17 protein-coding genes are annotated in these 17,865 nt (G+C 66.3%); 11 read left to right on the top strand and 6 right to left on the bottom strand.

Annotated elements, in window-relative coordinates:
- The first annotated feature begins 302 nt into the window (after positions 1-302).
- Positions 303-1,214: a hydroxymethylbilane synthase gene (gene hemC, locus ROV93_RS21180; RefSeq protein WP_072167227.1), complete on the top strand. Its 912-nt coding sequence runs from the start codon at positions 303-305 to the stop codon at positions 1,212-1,214.
- Between the two features lie 75 nt (positions 1,215-1,289).
- On the opposite strand, the gene ROV93_RS21175 is transcribed toward hemC, so the two are convergent.
- Together ROV93_RS21175 and ROV93_RS21170 are read right to left on the bottom strand one after the other, a co-directional pair.
- Positions 1,290-2,066, bottom strand: a complete 777-nt coding sequence (locus ROV93_RS21175) for a DUF481 domain-containing protein (protein WP_049413237.1) — start codon at positions 2,064-2,066, stop codon at positions 1,290-1,292.
- Positions 2,067-2,172: 106 nt separating this feature from the next.
- Positions 2,173-2,775 (bottom strand): hypothetical protein, encoded by a 603-nt coding sequence (locus ROV93_RS21170; protein ID WP_072167226.1) that lies wholly within the window; start codon positions 2,773-2,775, stop codon positions 2,173-2,175.
- Between the two features lie 80 nt (positions 2,776-2,855).
- On the opposite strand from ROV93_RS21170, the gene ROV93_RS21165 reads away from it, so the two are divergent.
- Complete coding sequence (locus tag ROV93_RS21165) at positions 2,856-3,827, top strand: YafY family protein (protein WP_061479894.1); 972 nt, start codon at positions 2,856-2,858, stop codon at positions 3,825-3,827.
- 26 nt (positions 3,828-3,853) lie between these two features.
- On the top strand, positions 3,854-4,648 hold the full coding sequence (locus tag ROV93_RS21160; RefSeq protein ID WP_049413241.1) for a MetQ/NlpA family ABC transporter substrate-binding protein: 795 nt from the start codon (positions 3,854-3,856) through the stop codon (positions 4,646-4,648).
- A 182-nt stretch (positions 4,649-4,830) separates the two neighbouring features.
- On the opposite strand, the gene glpK is transcribed toward ROV93_RS21160, so the two are convergent.
- The 3 genes from glpK to ROV93_RS21145 all read right to left on the bottom strand — a co-directional run bounded on the left by glpK (position 4,831) and on the right by ROV93_RS21145 (position 8,746).
- Positions 4,831-6,330, bottom strand: coding sequence for a glycerol kinase GlpK (gene glpK / locus ROV93_RS21155; RefSeq protein ID WP_049413243.1), 1,500 nt, complete (start codon positions 6,328-6,330; stop codon positions 4,831-4,833).
- A 102-nt stretch (positions 6,331-6,432) separates the two neighbouring features.
- Complete coding sequence (glpD, locus tag ROV93_RS21150) at positions 6,433-7,917, bottom strand: glycerol-3-phosphate dehydrogenase (RefSeq protein WP_072167225.1); 1,485 nt, start codon at positions 7,915-7,917, stop codon at positions 6,433-6,435.
- 193 nt (positions 7,918-8,110) lie between these two features.
- Positions 8,111-8,746, bottom strand: a complete 636-nt coding sequence (locus tag ROV93_RS21145; protein WP_005419535.1) for an OmpW family outer membrane protein — start codon at positions 8,744-8,746, stop codon at positions 8,111-8,113.
- 186 nt (positions 8,747-8,932) lie between these two features.
- On the opposite strand from ROV93_RS21145, the gene ROV93_RS21140 reads away from it, so the two are divergent.
- The 3 genes from ROV93_RS21140 (at position 8,933) to lpdA (ending at position 13,252) form a co-directional block, all read left to right on the top strand.
- A complete protein-coding gene (locus ROV93_RS21140; RefSeq protein ID WP_180890493.1) occupies positions 8,933-9,448 on the top strand; it encodes a DNA-deoxyinosine glycosylase in 516 nt (171 codons plus the stop codon).
- Positions 9,449-9,615: 167 nt separating this feature from the next.
- Complete coding sequence (aceF, locus tag ROV93_RS21135) at positions 9,616-11,337, top strand: dihydrolipoyllysine-residue acetyltransferase (protein ID WP_180890492.1); 1,722 nt, start codon at positions 9,616-9,618, stop codon at positions 11,335-11,337.
- 106 nt (positions 11,338-11,443) lie between these two features.
- Complete coding sequence (gene lpdA / locus ROV93_RS21130; protein ID WP_072167222.1) at positions 11,444-13,252, top strand: dihydrolipoyl dehydrogenase; 1,809 nt, start codon at positions 11,444-11,446, stop codon at positions 13,250-13,252.
- Positions 13,253-13,891: 639 nt separating this feature from the next.
- Here the strand turns inward: lpdA and ROV93_RS21125 are convergent.
- On the bottom strand, positions 13,892-14,710 hold the full coding sequence (locus ROV93_RS21125) for a hypothetical protein (RefSeq protein ID WP_005419516.1): 819 nt from the start codon (positions 14,708-14,710) through the stop codon (positions 13,892-13,894).
- 456 nt (positions 14,711-15,166) lie between these two features.
- On the opposite strand from ROV93_RS21125, the gene ROV93_RS21120 reads away from it, so the two are divergent.
- The 5 genes from ROV93_RS21120 to ROV93_RS21100 all read left to right on the top strand — a co-directional run bounded on the left by ROV93_RS21120 (position 15,167) and on the right by ROV93_RS21100 (position 17,850).
- Positions 15,167-15,532, top strand: coding sequence for a hypothetical protein (locus ROV93_RS21120; RefSeq protein ID WP_014648497.1), 366 nt, complete (start codon positions 15,167-15,169; stop codon positions 15,530-15,532).
- A 31-nt stretch (positions 15,533-15,563) separates the two neighbouring features.
- Entirely contained in the window at positions 15,564-16,364 is an 801-nt protein-coding gene (atpB, locus tag ROV93_RS21115) for a F0F1 ATP synthase subunit A (protein WP_005411134.1), read from the top strand.
- 73 nt (positions 16,365-16,437) lie between these two features.
- Complete coding sequence (gene atpE / locus ROV93_RS21110) at positions 16,438-16,743, top strand: F0F1 ATP synthase subunit C (protein WP_005411133.1); 306 nt, start codon at positions 16,438-16,440, stop codon at positions 16,741-16,743.
- A gap of 106 nt (positions 16,744-16,849) precedes the next feature.
- Positions 16,850-17,320, top strand: coding sequence for a F0F1 ATP synthase subunit B (locus ROV93_RS21105; RefSeq protein ID WP_005419512.1), 471 nt, complete (start codon positions 16,850-16,852; stop codon positions 17,318-17,320).
- Between the two features lie 2 nt (positions 17,321-17,322).
- On the top strand, positions 17,323-17,850 hold the full coding sequence (locus tag ROV93_RS21100) for a F0F1 ATP synthase subunit delta (protein WP_005411131.1): 528 nt from the start codon (positions 17,323-17,325) through the stop codon (positions 17,848-17,850).
- The last annotated feature ends 15 nt before the right edge of the window (positions 17,851-17,865 follow it).

The following is a 17,865-nucleotide window of genomic DNA, read 5'->3' as shown; positions in this document are numbered from 1 at the left end:
CTTTTCCTGCGGAAAAGGGATCTGACCCCGGAAGCGGCCGGCTGTTGCTTTTGCTTCTGCTCTTTTCTTTTGATCTTCCGTGGCTGGCGCACACGGAAACTGCCAGAGGTCGGGCGGGAGGGGCTGCGCAGGGGCGTGAGCCGCATGGATGCGGCGACCGAGCTTACATGGACGTACTTGCAGCGGCCCCTGCGCAGTCCCTCCCGCCCGGCCAAGCACGGCTGTTGCTTTCACGCCCCCCAGCCAGCCACGAGGGGCTCCGCCGTTGGCCGTATCCGCGCCGAAGGCGCGATAATGACCGGATGGAAACTGTCCGCATCGCTACCCGCAAGAGCCCGCTCGCCCTCTGGCAGAGCGAACACGTCGCCGACCGCCTGCGCCAGGCCGACCCCGGCCTGCACGTGGAACTGGTGCCGATGAGCACCCGCGGTGACGAGGTGCTGGACCGCTCGCTGGCCGCCATCGGTGGCAAGGGCCTGTTCCTGAAGGAACTGGAGCTGGCCATGCTGCGGGGTGAGGCCGACTGCGCCGTGCACTCGCTGAAGGATGTGCCGATGGAACTGGATGCGCCCTTCGCGCTGCCGGCGATGCTGACCCGGCACGACCCGGCCGATGGTTTCGTCTCCAACCTGTACGCCTCGCTGGACGCGCTGCCGATCGGCGCGCGGGTCGGCACCTCGTCGCTGCGCCGCCAGGCCCAACTGCGCGCGCTGCGCCCGGACCTGGAACTGCTGGACCTGCGCGGCAACGTCAATACTCGCCTGGCCAAGCTCGACAACGGTGGCTACGACGCCATCGTGCTGGCGGTGGCCGGCCTGGAGCGCCTGGGCCTGGGCGAGCGCATCGTCGCGCGCCTGCAACCGCCGCAGTGGCTGCCGGCGCCGGCGCAGGGCGCGGTGGCGGTGGAGTGCGACGGAGGCAACACGCGCCTGATGGCGCTGTTCGCCACGCTTGATGACGCCGCCACGCGCGCCTGCGTGGAAGCCGAGCGGGCCATGAACCGCGCGCTGCATGGCAGCTGCCACGTGCCGGTGGCGGCGATCGCGCAGTGGCAGGGCGACGACCTGCACCTGCAGGGCCTGGTCGGCAGCGCCAGTGATGGCCGCGCCGTGCGTGCCGAAGCGGTGGGTCCGGCCCGCGATCCGGAAGCGCTGGGCCAGCAGGTGGCGAAGCTGCTGCTGGACGATGGTGCTGGCGAACTGCTGAACGTCTGAGCCATCGCAGGTAGTGCCGCGGCCAGCGGCCGGCACTACCGGAAGAAGAACGGGCGCCCTGGGCGCCCGTTCTGCTTATTTGAACTTGTAGACCACGTTCATCGTGGTCAGCGTATCGGTCTTGCGCTTGTCGACAGCGACGTCGCTGTTGTAACGCGCCTGCCAGCCGGCCTTCAGCGCAAGGTGCTCGTTCATGCTCACCGAGACACCGAAGTCGTTCTGGCCGAAGGTGTTGTACGAACCGGACTCGACCAGCAGCGTGTTCACCAGGTCGGTGTTGTCGGTCAGCGAGTACTTCAGGTCGAACAGGCCACGGCCGATCATGCCGGTACGGGTGCGGTCATCCTCGGTGCTGTGGGTACGGCGCACGCCGGGGCCGATCTGCGCGTCGAACGAAAAGCGCTCGGTGTTCCACAGGCGGGTGCCGTAACCCAGACCGAACGAGCTCTGGCGGTCGTAGGTGGCGAAGTCGTCGCGCTCGGTACGCACCGTGGCCGTCAGCTGGCGGTGCTCGCCCAGCTGCAGCGCGCTGCCCGCACTGCCGGTGTAGCGGTTGGCGGTGGTGTTGCTGCGGCGGGTGGTGGTGCCGTCGTCATTGGTCTCGGTCACCTTGGAGCTGGAGCGCAGGCCGAACAGGTCCATGCTGTGCACCCAGTCGCCGTCGGTGTAGCGCAGGCGCAGGCGGCCGTTGAAGCTCTCGGTGCTGCTGTTGCCGCGTGCCGAGGCAAAGCCGAGCTCGCCGCCGCTGCCACTCCACGGCGAGGACATCGCCGCCAGTTCGGAGGCATCCTGCGCGTATGCAAGCGGCGCACACAGCAGCAGGGGGATCAGCAGGGACACGCGCAGGGACATCGAGGCTTCTCCGGAACGGTTAACAGCCGGTGATGATACTGGAAGCGTGATGGCGGTCCGAATCGATCCAAAGCGTGCTTCAGCGAACGTTGCCGCGATCGCCTATTCAGGGCAGATCGACACGCAATGCGGGGTCGTTGAAGCGCGAATAGCGCAGGCGCAGCTGGAAGCTGCGGCCATTGCTGCTGCCGCTGCGCACGATCTGGCGTGGCAGGCCCTGGGCATCCACCCAGTACTCCAGGCGTTCGCCGGGCTGGCTGCCGCGCAGCCGGTAGTGACGGGTCTCGACCCCATCCAGCGCCTGGCTGCCGAGGTCTTCGGCCTTCAGGTCGGCGGGCAGGGCGTCGGCCGGCAGCGGGTTGCGCCACTGCTCGAGCAGGCCGGGCGGGGCCGGCACCTGGCGGATCGCACCGTCGGCCTGCAGGAACAGGGTGTCGCCGATGATGGTCTGCGGCCCGGCCGGGGTCTCCACCCGGAAACGGTCGGGTGCAACGAAGTCCATGGCGCTGCGTACCCGCTGCGGCGCGCCCAGCACCTCCAGTTCGGCGTGGAAGCTGCGCAGGGCGGCGAAACGCTGGCTGGCGCCCAGCACCGCCTGTGCCGGATCGGCGGCGGGTACCGGGGCCTCGGGGCCCGCCGGCGCCGGCGCGCGATCGCAGGCGACCAGCAGCAGGCAGGCCAGCAGGGACAGGGCAGGCAACCGGCGCATCGGGCATTCCATGGGGTGGGGGCGACCACGATAGCCCAAACGTTCCACACAAGACCCGCGACTCGGACATAATCGGGGGTATGGACCGATACGAACGCATCACCGCCCTGCATCGTCTGCTCAAGTCCGCGCGCTATCCGGTGACGGTGGCGACCCTGCAGGACAAGCTCGGTTGTTCCCGTGCCACCGTCTATCGCGACCTGGCCTTCCTGCGCGATGCGCTGATGGCACCGATCGAGGGCGACGGCGAGGCCGGCTTCCGCTACCAGGCCGACGAGAGCGACCGCTTCGAGCTGCCCGGCCTGTGGCTCAGCTCGGAGGAGCTGCATGCCCTGCTGGCCTCGCAGCACCTGCTGGCGCGTACCGGCGGCGGCGTGCTGTCGTCGGTGCTGGCCCCGCTGCAGCAGCGCATCGAGAGCCTGCTGGCGGCGCAGGCCGGTGTTTCCAGTTGGCCGGTCGACCGCGTGCGGGTGATTCCGCACCGTGGCCGCAAGTTCGACGAAGGCAGCTTCCGCAGCGTGGCCTCGGCGGTGCTGGAGCGCCGCCAGCTGGCGTTCGAATACCGCGCCCGCTCCACCGACGAGCCGACCAAGCGCACCGTCTCGCCGCAGCGCCTGACCCACTATCGCGACAACTGGTACCTGGATGCCTGGGACCACGACCGCGAGGCGCTGCGCAGTTTCGCGGTGGACCGCATCCACAAGGCACGGGTAATCGACAATGCCGCCCGCGATGTCGCCGACAGCGAGCTGGACGAGCAGCTCGGCGCCAGCTATGGCATTTTTTCGGGTGCCCCGAAGGGCTGGGCGACCATCCTGTTCAGCGCCAAGGCTGCGCGCTGGGTGGCCGACGAGCACTGGCATTCCAAGCAGCAGGGTCGTTTCCTGGCCGATGGCCGCTACGAACTGAAGGTGCCGTACAGCGTCTCGCGAGAGTTGCTGATGGACGTGCTGCACTATGGTTCGGATGCCGAGATCATCGAGCCGATCATGCTGCGCGAGCAGGCCAAGGCGCTGCTTGAGCTGGCCCTGAGCAACTACGAAAAATCCTGACACTCCCCCCGAGAACCCCGTCCCCCATGAAGAAGACCCTGTTGCTGTCCCTGCTCGCCGCTGCGCTGGCCCTGACCGCCTGCGGCAAGTCCGGCGAGCCCTCGCAGAAGCTGGTGGTGGCCGCCACGGCCGTGCCGCATGCCGAGATCCTCGAGGTGGTCAAGCCGATCCTCAAGCAGGAAGGCGTGGACCTGGACGTGCGCGTATTCAACGACTACGTGCAGCCCAACGACCAGCTGGTGCAGAAGCAGGTGGACGCCAACTACTTCCAGACCGAGCCGTACCTGGATGCCTACAACCGCGACCGCAAGACCGACCTGGTGAAGGTGATCGGCGTGCACATCGAGCCGTTCGGTGCGTACTCGCGCAAGGTCAAGTCGCTGGCCGAGCTGCGCGACGGTGCCGACGTGGTGATCCCGAACGATCCGAGCAACAACAGCCGCGCGCTGATCCTGCTGCACAAGGCCGGCGTGATCGAGCTGAAGGACCCGGCCAACGCGCTGTCGACCCAGCGTGACATCACCGCCAACCCGAAGAACCTGAAGTTCCGCGAGCTGGACTCGGCGATGCTGCCGCGCGTGCTGGACCAGGTCGATCTGGCCCTGATCAACACCAACTATGCGCTGGACGCCGGCCTCAACCCGACCAAGGATGCGCTGGCGATCGAGAGCAAGGATTCGCCGTACGTGAACTTCCTGGTCGCGCGCCCGGACAACAAGGACGACGCCCGTGTGCAGAAGCTGGCCAAGGCCCTGACCAGCCCGCAGGTGAAGGCCTTTATCGAGACCAAGTACAAGGGCGCGGTGCTGCCGGCGTTCTGATTGCGGCTGATCTGTTGATTTGAATGGTGGGTGTCGACCTTGGTCGACACTCCCTTCCCTGTAGAGCCGAGCCCACGCTCGGCCCTGCTGTTTCCGGCATTTCACCAACGGCAGCCGAGCATGGCTCGGCTCTACCGAGTCACTCCACGTGCCGCAGCAGGGCAGGGCAGGGCATTGCAGTTTCAATCGACGTGGAAGGCGAGGGTGGCGGCAACCGCCTGCTGCCATCCCGCATACAGCTTCTCGCGCCGCGACACCTCCATCTGTGGCTCGAAGCGCCGGTCCAGGCCCCACTGTGCAGCGATCTGTTCGCGGCTGGACCAGAACCCGACGGCCAGGCCGGCCAGATAGGCCGCACCGAGCGCGGTGGTCTCGGTCAACCGCGGCCGCAGCAGCGGCACACCGAGGATGTCTGCCTGGAAGCTGGCCAGGAAGTCGTTGCCGATCGCACCGCCATCGGCGCGCAGTTCGGTCAGCGCGATACCGGCATCGGACTGCATGGCATCGAGCACGTCGCGGGTCTGGTAGGCCATCGCTTCCAGCGCGGCGCGCACGAAGTGCGCCTTGCGCGTGCCACGGGTCAATCCAAACATCGCACCGCGCACATCACTGCGCCAATAGGGTGCACCCAGGCCGACAAACGCCGGCACCAGATAGGCGCCGCCGCTGTCGGGCACCTGCGCGGCCAGTGCCTGGCTGTCGCTGGCGCGTTCGATCATGCGCAGTCCGTCGCGCAGCCACTGCACCACCGAGCCGGCGATGAAGATCGACCCTTCCAGCGCATACTCCACGCGCCCGTCCAGGCCCCAGGCAATGGTGGTCAGCAGGCCGTTGCGCGACCGCACCGCCTGCGCGCCGGTATGCATCAACATGAAGCAACCGGTGCCATAGGTGTTCTTGACCATGCCCGGCTGGAAACAGGCCTGGCCGAACAGTGCCGCCTGCTGGTCACCGGCGATGCCGGCGATCGGGATCGGGTGGTCGAAGAAGAACTGCGGCCGGGTGTGTGCGTACACCGCACTGGAGTCGCGCACCTGCGGCAGCATCGCGCGCGGGATGTCGAGCAGGGCCAGCAGATCGTCATCCCAGTCCAGCGTGTGGATGTTGAACAACAGCGTGCGCGCCGCGTTGCTGTAGTCGGTCACATGCGCCTGGCCGCCGCTGAGGTTCCACACCAGCCAGCTGTCGATGGTGCCAAACAGCAGCTCGCCACGTTCGGCGCGCTGCTGCGCACCTTCCACGTGGTCGAGGATCCAGCGCACCTTGGTCGCAGAGAAATAGGCATCGATCAGCAGGCCGGTCCGCTCGCGGATCAGCGCTTCATGGCCTTCGGACTTCAGGCGTTCACAGATGGCGTGGCTCTGCCGCGATTGCCAGACGATGGCGTTGTGGATCGGCTGGCCGGTGGCACGGTCCCAGACCACGGTGGTTTCGCGCTGGTTGGTGATGCCCAGTGCGGCGATATGACGCGGGTCGATCTGCCCGCGGCTGAGCAGTTCGGTCAGCGTGGCATAGACGCTGGTAAGGATCTCGCGCGGGTCATGCTCGACCCAGCCGGGTTGCGGGAAGATCTGCGCGAACTCGCGCTGCGCGCTGCCGATGATGTCGCCGGCACGGTCGAACAGGATCGCGCGCGAACTGGTGGTGCCCTGGTCGATGGCCAGCACGTAGCGGGGCGTCATGCAGCGTCTCCGGTAGAGCAGTCAGGGTAACTTACCTTCCTCTCTGTAGAGCCGAGCCATGCTCGGCTGCATTTGCACAACGCAGCCGAGCATGGCTCGGCTCTACACAGTGGAGTGTTCCATCCACGCCTGCAGCCGTGTCACCTGCGCAGCGTCCAGCCGCAACCCCAGCTTGCTCCTTCGCCACAGCACGTCCTCGGCAGTGCGCGCCCACTCTTGCTCGCGCAGAAAGGCCACTTCCCGGGCATGCAGGCCGCCGCCAAACGCCTCGCCAAGATCGTGCAGGCCCCGTACACCCTGCAGCAGTTCCGCGCTGCGACTGCCATAGGCCCCGGCCCAGCGTCGCGCGATACCTGCGGGCAACCAGGGTGCCGATACCTGCAGATGCGCGCCCGCCTGCGCGGCGTCGCCCCAGTCGCTGCCTGGCAGCGGGTCTCCGTTTGCTGTCCACGCCGCTCCCATCTGCGGCAGGGCGGGCCGCAGCAGCTCCAGCGCTTCCTCGGCCAGCACCCGGTAGGTGGTCAGCTTGCCGCCCAGCACATGCAGCGCCGGTGCCGGGTCCACCTGCAGCTGCAGGCGGTAATCGCGGCTGAGTCTTGCCGCGCGCGGATCGGGATCGGCCAGCAGCGGGCGGACACCGGCGAACTGCCAGACCACATCTTCCGGCGCGATGGGTTCATGCAGGTAGCGATTGGCCGCTTCGCACAGGTACGCCACCTCTGAAGGCAGCACGCTGCAGCGCGCCGGGTCGCCGCGATAGTCGGTGTCGGTGGTGCCAACCAGCAGGTGGTCGTGGGCGAAGGGCAACAGGAACACCACGCGTCCATCGGGTTGCTGCAGCAGGCACGCGCTGTCATCGGGCCAGGGCCGGTGCAGGACGATGTGGCTGCCTTGTACCAGCCGCAGCGCGGGGCCGCCACTGCGTGCCTCCATCCGTTCCAGCACGCCGCCGGCCCACGGCCCTGCCGCATTGGCGACGGCGCGCGCGGTCACCTGCTGCTGGCCATCAGCGGATTCCAGCACGGCCTGCCACCGGCCCTGTAAGGGCTGCAGGTCGATGCAGCGGCTGCGTACACGCACCTGTGCGCCCCGCTGCGCGGCATCCAGGGCGTTGAGCAGCACCAGTCGCGCGTCATCGACCTGCGCGTCGGCGTACCTGAAGGCCTGCCGCAGATCCGGGGAAAGCCAGGGGCCGAGCGGATCGCGCTGAAGGTCCAGGGCGCGCGAGGCGGGAAATGCCGGGCTGCGACGGCCCAGGTGGTCATACAGCCACAGTCCCGCGCGTAGCATCCAGCGTGGGCGCAGATGGGGTTCCCACGGCAGCACAAAGCGCAATGGATGGACCAGATGGGGCGCCTGCCGGCGTACCACCTCGCGTTCGCCCAGCGCCTTGCGCACCAGCCCGAGCTCGCCCTGTTCCAGGTAGCGCAGGCCGCCGTGGATCAGCTTGCTGCTGGCGCTGGAGGTATGCGCGGCCAGGTCGTGCTGCTCGCACAGCAGCACGCGCAGGCCGCGGCCGCTGGCGTCACGGGCGATGCCGGCACCGTTGATGCCGCCACCGATCACCAGCAGGTCGACGTCGTCCATCGTGTCTTCGCGTCCTGTTTGTGTAGAGCTGAGCCCATGCTCGGCTGCTTTCCGGGTCAGCCGGGCAAGCTCGACTCTACAAAAAAGCAGCCGAGCGCGGGCTCGGCTCTACACGCGGAACGCCGGTGACGGAAACGACGACGGGCCCCGAAGGGCCCGTCGCGTTGCATCAGTGAAGCGGGTGCAGCCTGGATCAGAAGCGGGCGCCGATGCCGAAGCCGACGGTCCACGGATCCATCTTGGCTTCGCCGATCTTCTCGCCGCCAACCTTGATGTCCGGGCGGGCGCGCATGTAGCGGGCGTCAGCACGGGCGAACCAGGTGGAGTTGATGTTCATGTCGACGCCGACGGTGCCGATCACGCCCTTGGCATCCTTGAAGCGGATGTCGGTGTCAGCGCCGTTGCCCAGCTTCTCGTTGCTGAAGCTCGACTGGTAGTAGCCGACGCCCACGAACGGACGGAACACGTTGTCAGCCTGGCCGAAGTGGTACTGGCCGCTCAGCGCGACCGGCTGCTGCTCGACCGAGCCCAGGCGGGCGTTGTTCGGGCCCTTGAACTTGTTGTCGAACTTGTCAGCGGCGCCCCACAGTTCAACGGCCCAGTTGTCGTTGATGTAGTAGCTGAAGCTGACGGTCGGCGCCGGGCCACCATCGGTCTTCTTCACGCCGGAGATCGGATCGTTCTTCGGTTCCAGCAGCGAGATGCCGCCAACAACGGCAAAATGCTTGCCCGACGCGGTGTCGGTGCTGCTGCTGTCCTGGGCGAAAGCGGCCGGCGCGAAGGCGGCGGAGGTCAGCAGGGCGAGACTCAGGATACGGATGGAGCGCATGGGGGTATCTCCTAATGTTTCTTGTTTTGGGCCCCCGGTTGCGGGGCGAGCACACCGTAGTCGCCCCAACATGAATCGAATCCGACGCACGTTAAAAAATAGTTTTTCTTGTTCAGCGACGGGTACGGAATGCCTTTATTCATGGGGTTTCTGGCGCTCGAGGACATTCATGCAGTTGGAGAAGATGTGAGCACAGCAACGTTGTGCATTGGCCTGCAAGCGCAGGTGAACCTGGAGTGCCGGGTGCTGCTGCTGGGCTCGATGCCGGGCGTGGCGTCCCTGCAAGAGCAGCGCTATTACGCCCATCCGCGCAACCGCTTCTGGCCGCTGATGGCCGACTTCTGTGGTTTCGAGGCGGATCTGGCCTACGCCGCGCGGCTGCAGGCATTGAATGCCGCGGGCATCGGTCTGTGGGATGTGATCGGTCGCTGCGAGCGCCGAGGCAGCCTGGATGCGGACATCGTGCGTGGCACGGAAGTGGCCAATGCACTGCCGGAACTGATCGCCACGTTGCCTGAGCTGACGCTGATCGGCTGCAATGGCGCTGCATCATGGCAGGCGTTCCAGCGCTGGGTGCTGCCGCAGCTGGAGACCCCGCCACAGGTGGTTGCATTGCCCTCGACCAGCCCGGCAAATGCGGCGTGGTCGTTGCCGCGCCTGCGCCAGGCCTGGCAGCCGGTTGCAGACGCACTGGCGACATGAAGCGGACATCGTCCGGACAATACGCTACCGACTGGTCGCGGCCGGGACCCGTGGGCAACAGCCTGTCCCGGCTGCGTGCGTACTGAAAACACCTGTAACGGTTGGCGCTGGACCCCGCTGGCCGCACAATAGACGTTTCCCTACACCAGATTGCCGGAGTTATCCCCATGGCCGAAATCAAGGAAGCACTTGTCCCCGATATCGGTGACTACAGCGATATCCCGGTAATCGAGGTGCTTGTCGCCGTCGGCGACACGGTCAAGAAGGACCAGGGCCTGGTGACGCTGGAAAGCGACAAGGCGACCATGGAAGTGCCGTCCTCGGTGGCAGGCGTGGTCAAGGAACTGAAGGTCAAGGTGGGCGACAGCCTGTCCGAAGGCAAGGTCGTGGCGCTGATCGAAGTGGCCGAAGGCGAAGCCGCCGCGCCGGCCGCCGCCGCACCGGCACCGGCCAAGTCCGCTGCCCCGGCTGCCGCCACCCAGAGCGCGCCGGCCCCCGCCGCTGCTGCGGCGGCCGCTCCGGCCACTCCGGCCGCCAGCGGTGGCGCAGTGGAAGCGCTGGTTCCGGACATCGGCGACTACGCCGGCATTCCGGTCATCGAAGTGCTGGTCGCCGTCGGCGACACGGTCAAGAAGGACCAGGGCCTGGTCACGCTGGAAAGCGACAAGGCCACGATGGAGGTGCCGTCGTCTGTGGCCGGTGTGGTCAAGGAGATCAAGGTCAAGGTGGGCGACAATCTGTCGCAGGGCGACGTGGTTGCCATCATTGAAGCCGAAGGCGCTGCCGCGCCGGCACCGACCAAGGCGGCGGCTGCCGCTGCTCCGGCTGCCGCCGAGACCGCCACCAAGGTCGAGCCGGTCGCTGTGCCGGCACAGCCGGACAAGCTGGCGGCGCGCGAGATCGCCTCGGCCGGCACCCCGTCCAGCCCGCCGGTGCAGTTCAACGCCGATGGCGTGCTGCCGGCCAAGGTGCCGTACGCCACCCCGGCGGTGCGCGTGTTCGCCCGCGAGCTGGGCGTGGACCTGCTGCAGATCAACGGCACCGAGAAGGGCGGCCGCATCACCAAGGGTGACGTGCAGAAGTTCGTCAAGGCCGCGCTCAGCGGTGGTGTGCCGGCTGCCGGTGGTGCTGCCGTCGCTGCCGGCGGTGGCCTGAACCTGCTGCCGTGGCCGAAGGTCGACTTCAGCAAGTTCGGCGAGACGGAAGTGCAGCCGCTGTCGCGCATCAAGAAGATCTCCGGCGCGAACCTGGCCCGCAACTGGGCGATGATCCCGCACGTCACCCAGTTCGAACAGGCCGACATCACCGACCTGGAAGGCCTGCGCGTGGCGCTGAACAAGGAAAACGAGAAGGCCGGCATCAAGCTGACCATGCTCGCCTTCCTGATCAAGGCCAGCGCCGCGGCGCTGAAGAAGTTCCCGGAATTCAACGCCTCGCTCGACGCCAGCGGTGAAAACCTGACCCTGAAGAAGTACTTCCACATCGGCTTTGCCGCCGATACGCCGAACGGCCTGGTCGTGCCGGTCATCCGCGACGTGGACAAGAAGGGCGTGGTGCAGATCGCGCAGGAAACCGGCGAACTGGCCAAGAAGGCGCGCGACGGCAAGCTGGGCCCGGCCGACATGAGCGGCGGCTGCTTCTCGATCAGCTCGCTGGGCGGCATTGGCGGCACCGCGTTCACTCCGATCGTCAATGCACCGGAAGTGGCCATCCTGGGCGTGTCCAAGTCCTCCATCCAGCCGGTCTGGAATGGCAAGGAGTTCGCGCCGAAGCTGATGCTGCCGCTGTCGCTGAGCTACGACCACCGCGTCATCGACGGCGCCCTGGCCGCACGCTTCACCACGTACCTGTCGCAGGTGCTGGCCGACATGCGCCGCGTGCTGCTGTAAGGCATCGCTTCGCCCCCACCGTGCGGCCGCTGCCCCTGGCGCGGCCGCGTGAACAGATGCAGTGACAGCCCGCCGGCCCTGCCGGCCGGGCACAAGGAAAACCACCATGGCCACGATTGAAGTCAAGGTTCCCGACATCGGCGATTACAGCGATGTTCCGGTGATCGAAGTGTTGGTCGCCGTCGGCGACACGGTGAAGAAGGACCAGGGCCTGGTGACCCTGGAGTCGGACAAGGCCACCCTGGAAGTGCCGTCCTCGGCGGCCGGCGTGGTCAAGGAGATCAAGGTCAAGCTGGGCGACACCTTGTCCGAAGGCGCCGTGGTCGTGGTGCTGGACGCTGAAGGCACCGCCGATGCCCCGGCCAAGGCCGCTGCGCCGGCTCCGGCTGCGGCCGCTCCGGCCAGCAAGCCGCCGGTGACCCCCTCGCACCGCGCCCCGGCCGAGCCGGTGGCACCGAAGCCGGCGCTGTCCAGTGGCAAGCCGGCCGACATCGAATGCGAAATGGTCGTGCTGGGCTCCGGCCCGGGCGGCTACACCGCCGCCTTCCGCGCCGCCGACGTCGGCCTGGACACGGTGCTGGTCGAGCGCTACGCCAGCCTCGGCGGCGTCTGCCTCAACGTCGGTTGCATTCCGTCCAAGGCGCTGCTGCACGCCGCCGCGGTGATCGACGAAGTGGCCCACGCCGGCGATTTCGGCGTCGAGTTCGGCAAGCCGACCATCACCCTGGACAAGCTGCGCCAGTACAAGGAAAAGGTCGTCAACCAGCTGACCAAGGGCCTGGCCGGCATGGCCAAGCAGCGCAAGGTCCGCAATGTGCAGGGCGTCGGCAGGTTCATCTCGGCCAACGAACTGGAGATCACCGCCGCAGACGGCAGCACCCAGCTGCTGCGCTTCCAGAAGTGCATCATCGCCGCGGGTTCGCAGGCGGTGAAGCTGCCGAACTTCCCGTGGGACGACAAGCGCGTGATGGATTCCACCGACGCGCTGGAGCTGGCCGAAGTGCCGGGCTCGCTGCTGGTCGTCGGCGGCGGCATCATCGGCCTGGAAATGGCCACTGTGTACAGCGCACTGGGCAGCAAGGTCACCGTGGTCGAGTTCATGGACCAGCTGATGCCGGGCGCCGACAAGGACCTGGTCAAGCCGCTGGCCGACCGCCTGAAGAAGCAGGGCATCGAAGTGCACCTGAAGACAAAGGCCTCGGGCGTCACTGCCGATGCCAAGGGCATCACCGTGACCTTCGAGGCGGCCGAGGAAGGCCAGGCGCCGGCGCTGGCGCAGGGCACTTTCGACCGTGTGCTGGTGGCCGTCGGGCGTTCGCCGAACGGCAAGAAGATCGATGCCGAGAAGGCCGGCGTGCAGGTCACCGAGCGTGGCTTCATCCCGGTTGATCGCCAGATGCGCACCAACGTTCCGCACATCTTTGCCATCGGCGACATCGTCGGCAACCCGATGCTGGCCCACAAGGCCACGCACGAAGGCAAGCTGGCCGCCGAAGTGGCCGCTGGCCACAAGAAGGAGTGGGTGGCCCGGGTGATTCCGTCGGTGGCCTACACCAACCCGGAAATTGCCTGGGTGGGCGTGACCGAGACCGAAGCCAAGGCCAAGGGCCTGAAGGTCGGCGTGGCCAAGTTCCCGTGGGCCGCCAGCGGCCGCGCGATCGGCATCGGTCGCACCGAGGGCTTCACCAAGCTGATCTTCGATGAGGAGACCCACCGCATCATCGGCGGCGCGATCGTTGGCGTGCATGCCGGTGACCTGCTGGCCGAGATCGGCCTGGCCATCGAGATGGGTGCCGAAGCCGAAGACATCGGCCACACCATCCATGCGCACCCGACGCTGAGCGAATCGGTGGCGATGGCCTCGGAAATCTACGACGGCACGATCACCGATCTGTACATGCCGAAGAAGAAGTAAGGCGCCTGCGCCTTCACGAACGAAAAGCCCTGGCATCTACCGGGGCTTTTTGTTTCTTCGTTCGACGCCGTTGCGAGCGTTCGGGCCGCTGCGCGGGTGGCAGGCATTTGGACAAAGTAAAGGTGGAGGCGACCGCCGCAGGCGGGCGACGGGGGACATTTGTCCAAATGCCTGCCACCCGCGCAGCGGCTCGGCTTGCGGAAAGTCGAGAGTCGGTGCTCAGGCCGCCTGGATGCATGACACGCGGAGGGAGTGGGGCTGTGTGCGAAGTAAAGGAGGAGGCGTCGGCCTCAGGCCGGCGCCGGGGGACATTCGCACGCAGCCCCGCTCCCTCCAGCGCTCGACCCAGCTTGCATCTGCGGCAACTGCCACCGCTCGCAGCGGCTCGGCTTGCTGAAAGTAGAGCCACTGCCACTGCAAAGGCCGCGTGGATGCCTGATACGCGGGGGGAGAGGGGCTTGTGTGCGAAGTAAAGGAAAGAGGCGTCGGCCGCAGGCCGGCGCCGGGGGACATTCGCACGCAAGCCCCTCTCCCCCCGCGCTCGACCAACCTGCTTCTCTGCTCGACGATGCCACAAAAAACGCGGCCCCGATGTTCCGGAGGCCGCGCCAGGAGAGAGAGCGTGGAAGGGACGAGGGATCAGAACACGAAGCTGACGCCGGCCACCGGGCCCTTGAATTCCTGCTTCAGGCCGATGGTGCCGTCGCTGCCCTTCTTGTCCGCATCGAGCTTGAACCAGTCGTAGCCGGCGAACACACCGAAGTTCCTGGTGAAGCGGTAGTCGACGATGGCGTTGGCGCGGCTCAGATCGCCCTTGTAGTCATCGAAGCTGCCCCAGCGCGTGTTGAGGTACTGGCCCTGCAGGGTGATCATCCACTTCTCGGACGGGGTGAAGCTCAATCGCGCACCGACCACCGGCGCCACGCCGTCGGTCTTCTCGTTGAGGAACTGGCCTTCGTACACGGTGCCCAGATCGGCGTAGGCCTTGGTGCTGACCTTGGCGTACTCGGCACCCAGCTGCAGGCCGAGGTCGAACGTATCGGTGTCCACCACCGAGTAGTCATAGACCAGGCTGGCCACCTGGTACTTCAGTTCGCCCTTGACGAAGCTGCCGGACGGCACGTTGACGTCACCGAAGGAGATGTCCTGGCCGAGGGTCTCGCGGCGGTCCTTGTCGTACTTGAAATAGTTGAACAGCAGGCGCTGGCGGTTGCTGATGCGGAACATGCCGTCAATGCGCGGCTCCCACTCCTTGCCACCCAGCTTGAAGTCCTCGGAGAAGCCGATGTCCTGCCCGGCGACATTGGTCTTGCCGCGGAGCGTGTTGTCCGAGTCGATGTTCATCGCACCCAAGCGCAGGGCAAAGCGGTCGTCGCCTTCGGCGGCGTGGGCAGCGGTGGCGAACGAGGCGCCGGCGGCGATCAGGGAGAGAGCGAGCAGGGTGGGTACGGGGCGCATCGAAGAGTCCTTGCAGTGGTTCATCAGAATGAAGACCACTGTGCCGGACCGGCCCGTCCACCATCCGTGAACGTATGGTCCACGGCATGTGCACGGTTCAGTGCTGTCGCGGCGATGCAAAAAGATGGCCCCGGAGACGGGCTTCGGGGCCATCGTGGGACCTGCGGGGTGGAGCCGACGAGGATGCTGCAGGCAGGTCGAAAGATTGGACCCGCGTATCCGGCGAAAGTTCCTCGCCTGCGACCAAAGTTCAATACTGCGGTGCAGCATCATGCGGACGTCATTGTCCCCCGGGTGGTACGCAAAAATGTAACCGTTACCGCAACTTGCGGCTTCCCGGGATGAACAGGCAGCGGTTGTCTCGCAAATTGTCCCATTGCTATAATTTGGCGGCTCGATGAGGCCCCCCTGCTGTAGCCGCCTCAGCCTTCCACTTGCAACCACGCGGGACGTCCTGTGCTGAACTCCGTTGATGCGGGTCGGCGACTGATGCTGCGCGCCGCGGTCTACCCGCTGGCCGCGGTCGCTGTCCTGGCCCTGGCCTTCCTGCTGGTCGGTCCGAAATATGCCCTCGGCGCGCTGGCGTCCGGTGTGGCCATTTCGGCCGGTGGCTGGGTGGCGGCAAGGATGGCGCTGGGGGGCGGTGCGGTGGCCGCAGGATCGGCGATGGCTCGCCTGATCATTGCGATCGTGGCCAAGTGGGTCGTGGTTTTCGGCGTCCTGCTGGTGGGGTTCCTGGTCTTCAAGCTGCCTGCATTGGCGCTGTTGGCCGGTATCGCCGTCGGCTTGATGTTCCAGGTCCTGGCGATGGCCAGGCGTTGACAGAATTCAATTAACTGAAGGTTCCGGACACATGGCGGGCGAGGCTCTAACCCCTACCAGCTACATCCAGCATCACCTGCACAACCTGACCGCGCCGGTCGGCAAGGGTGAGGGTATGTTCTGGCATATCCACGTCGATACCTTCCTCACTGCGGTCCTGATGGGCCTGGTGATCGTTGTCGCGTTCTGGCTGGGCACCCGCAAGGCCACCGCCGGCGTGCCGGGCAAGTGGCAGGCCTTCGTCGAGATCTGCCTGGAGTTCGTCGACCGCCAGGCCAAGGACACCTACCACGGCAAGAGCAAGCTGGTCACGCCGATCGCCATCACCATCTTCTTCTGGATTCTGCTGATGAATCTGCTGAAGATGATCCCGGCCGATTTCATCGCCAAGCCGCTGGAATGGGCGGGCGTGCACTACTGGAAGCCGGTGCCGACCGCTGACGTCAATGCCACCCTGGGCATGGCCATCAGCGTGTTCTTCCTGATGCTGTTCTTCGCACTGAAGTCGAAGGGCCTGGGCGGCTTCATCAAGGAATTCCTGACGGCGCCGTTCGGCAAGTGGATGATGCCGTTCAACCTGATCCTCAACATCGTCGAGTGGCTGAGCAAGCCGATCTCGCTGGCGATGCGACTGTTCGGCAACATGTTCGGCGGCGAAATCGTGTTCCTGCTGATCTGGGTGCTGGGTGGTGCCGGTTTCTTCGGTGCCATTGCCGGTGGTGTGTTCGGCCTCGGCTGGATGCTGTTCCACCTGCTGGTGATCCCGCTGCAGGCCTTCATCTTCATGATGCTGTCGATCGTGTACCTGAGCCTGTCGGAAGACGCTCACTGAGTTTCAAGCTTCAACGCGTTTCAACCTTCATCCGTTTCATCACCCTTAGCAACTTAAGTTCCTGGAGATAACCATGTACTTCGCCGTCCTGACCAACTTCGCGCAGATTCAGAGCTCCACCGCCCTTGCCGTCGGCATCATGATCGGCCTGGCCGCGCTGGGCGCCGGTCTGGGTCTGGCCATCATGGCTGGTAAGTTCCTGGAGTCGGCCGCCCGCCAGCCGGAACTGATCCCGGTCCTGCAGGTCCGCATGTTCATCACCGCCGGCCTGATCGACGCCGCGTTCATCATCTCGGTCGCCGTTGGCCTGCTGCTGGCCTTCGCCAACCCGCTGTCGGCTGCCTTCGCTGGCGCCGTCACCAAGGCTCTGGCCGGCTGATACAGCGGTTTGAGACGACCGGGTGCTGATGCACCCGGTTTCGGATGAAGGCCGGATGTGCCGCTTCGGCGGCGCGTCCACCCCGAAACCAGCGATCGAGCTAACCATGAATATCAATTTCACCCTTCTTGCGCAGGCGCTGGCCTTCGCTGGTCTGATCTGGATCATCGCGACCAAGATCTGGCCGCCGCTGATGAACGCGATCGAAGAGCGCCAGCAGAAGATTGCTGAAGGCCTCGCTGCTGCCGACCGCAGCCAGAAAGATCTGGCCCAGGCGCAGGAGAAGGTCAACGAAGCGCTGAAGGAAGCCCGCACCAAGGCCAACGAGATCATCGATCAGGCCCATGCGCGTGCCAACCAGATCGTTGATGCTGCCCGCAACGAAGCGATCACCGAAGCCACCCGTCAGAAGGAACTGGCCCAGGCTGAAATCGACGCCGCCGCCAACCGTGCCCGTGAAGATCTGCGCAAGCAGGTGTCCGCGCTGGCCGTGACCGGTGCCGAAAAGCTGCTCAAGCGCGAAATCGACGCCAACGCCCACAAGGCGCTGCTCGACGAGCTGGCCTCGGAGATCTAAGGATGAGCCAGGCCCTCACGCTTGCCCGCCCGTACGCCCGCGCCGCGTTCGCGACCGCGCGCGACGAAGGCGCGTTCGCGCCGTGGTCGGACGCCCTGGCGTTCTCCGCCCACGTCGCCGCCGACCCGCGCGTGGCGGCCCTGCTCGCCAACCCGGAGCTGGGTCGTGACGACGCCGTCGCCCTGCTGGCGCCGGTGTCCCACGGCGAGACCTACTCGCGCTTCCTGGCCATCCTGGCCGAATCGCATCGCCTGCCGCTGCTGCCGGAAATCTCCGGCATGTTCGACGCCCTGCGCGCCGAAGCCGAGCACGTGGTCAAGGCCACCGTCACCTCGGCTGCCGAACTGTCGGCCGGTGAACTGGACGCGATCAAGGTCGCGCTGCGCAAGCGCTTCAACCGCGAGGTCGACGTGACCACCGCGGTCGATGCCTCGCTGATCGGCGGCGCCGTGATCGACGCCGGCGACGTGGTCATCGATGGTTCGCTGAAGGGCAAGCTGGCCCGTCTGCAGACCGCGCTCGCTAACTGAATTCATTTAACGTCC

It is taken from the genome of Stenotrophomonas maltophilia group sp. msm4 (assembly GCF_032025605.1).
GTDB classification, from domain to species: Bacteria; Pseudomonadota; Gammaproteobacteria; order Xanthomonadales; family Xanthomonadaceae; genus Stenotrophomonas; species Stenotrophomonas sepilia.
This window is presented reverse-complemented; position numbering and strand designations above follow the sequence as displayed.

What these genes read in the sequence shown, in the direction of transcription:
- hemC (WP_072167227.1), top strand. Translation starts at nt 303, where the DNA reads ATGGAAACTGTCCGCATCGCTACCCGCAAGAGCCCGCTCGCCCTCTGG.
- ROV93_RS21175 (WP_049413237.1), bottom strand. Translation starts at nt 2,066, where the DNA reads ATGTCCCTGCGCGTGTCCCTGCTGATCCCCCTGCTGCTGTGTGCGCCG.
- ROV93_RS21170 (WP_072167226.1), bottom strand. Translation starts at nt 2,775, where the DNA reads ATGCGCCGGTTGCCTGCCCTGTCCCTGCTGGCCTGCCTGCTGCTGGTC.
- ROV93_RS21165 (WP_061479894.1), top strand. Translation starts at nt 2,856, where the DNA reads ATGGACCGATACGAACGCATCACCGCCCTGCATCGTCTGCTCAAGTCC.
- ROV93_RS21160 (WP_049413241.1), top strand. Translation starts at nt 3,854, where the DNA reads ATGAAGAAGACCCTGTTGCTGTCCCTGCTCGCCGCTGCGCTGGCCCTG.
- glpK (WP_049413243.1), bottom strand. Translation starts at nt 6,330, where the DNA reads ATGACGCCCCGCTACGTGCTGGCCATCGACCAGGGCACCACCAGTTCG.
- glpD (WP_072167225.1), bottom strand. Translation starts at nt 7,917, where the DNA reads ATGGACGACGTCGACCTGCTGGTGATCGGTGGCGGCATCAACGGTGCC.
- ROV93_RS21145 (WP_005419535.1), bottom strand. Translation starts at nt 8,746, where the DNA reads ATGCGCTCCATCCGTATCCTGAGTCTCGCCCTGCTGACCTCCGCCGCC.
- aceF (WP_180890492.1), top strand. Translation starts at nt 9,616, where the DNA reads ATGGCCGAAATCAAGGAAGCACTTGTCCCCGATATCGGTGACTACAGC.
- lpdA (WP_072167222.1), top strand. Translation starts at nt 11,444, where the DNA reads ATGGCCACGATTGAAGTCAAGGTTCCCGACATCGGCGATTACAGCGAT.
- ROV93_RS21125 (WP_005419516.1), bottom strand. Translation starts at nt 14,710, where the DNA reads ATGCGCCCCGTACCCACCCTGCTCGCTCTCTCCCTGATCGCCGCCGGC.
- atpB (WP_005411134.1), top strand. Translation starts at nt 15,564, where the DNA reads ATGGCGGGCGAGGCTCTAACCCCTACCAGCTACATCCAGCATCACCTG.
- atpE (WP_005411133.1), top strand. Translation starts at nt 16,438, where the DNA reads ATGTACTTCGCCGTCCTGACCAACTTCGCGCAGATTCAGAGCTCCACC.
- ROV93_RS21105 (WP_005419512.1), top strand. Translation starts at nt 16,850, where the DNA reads ATGAATATCAATTTCACCCTTCTTGCGCAGGCGCTGGCCTTCGCTGGT.
- ROV93_RS21100 (WP_005411131.1), top strand. Translation starts at nt 17,323, where the DNA reads ATGAGCCAGGCCCTCACGCTTGCCCGCCCGTACGCCCGCGCCGCGTTC.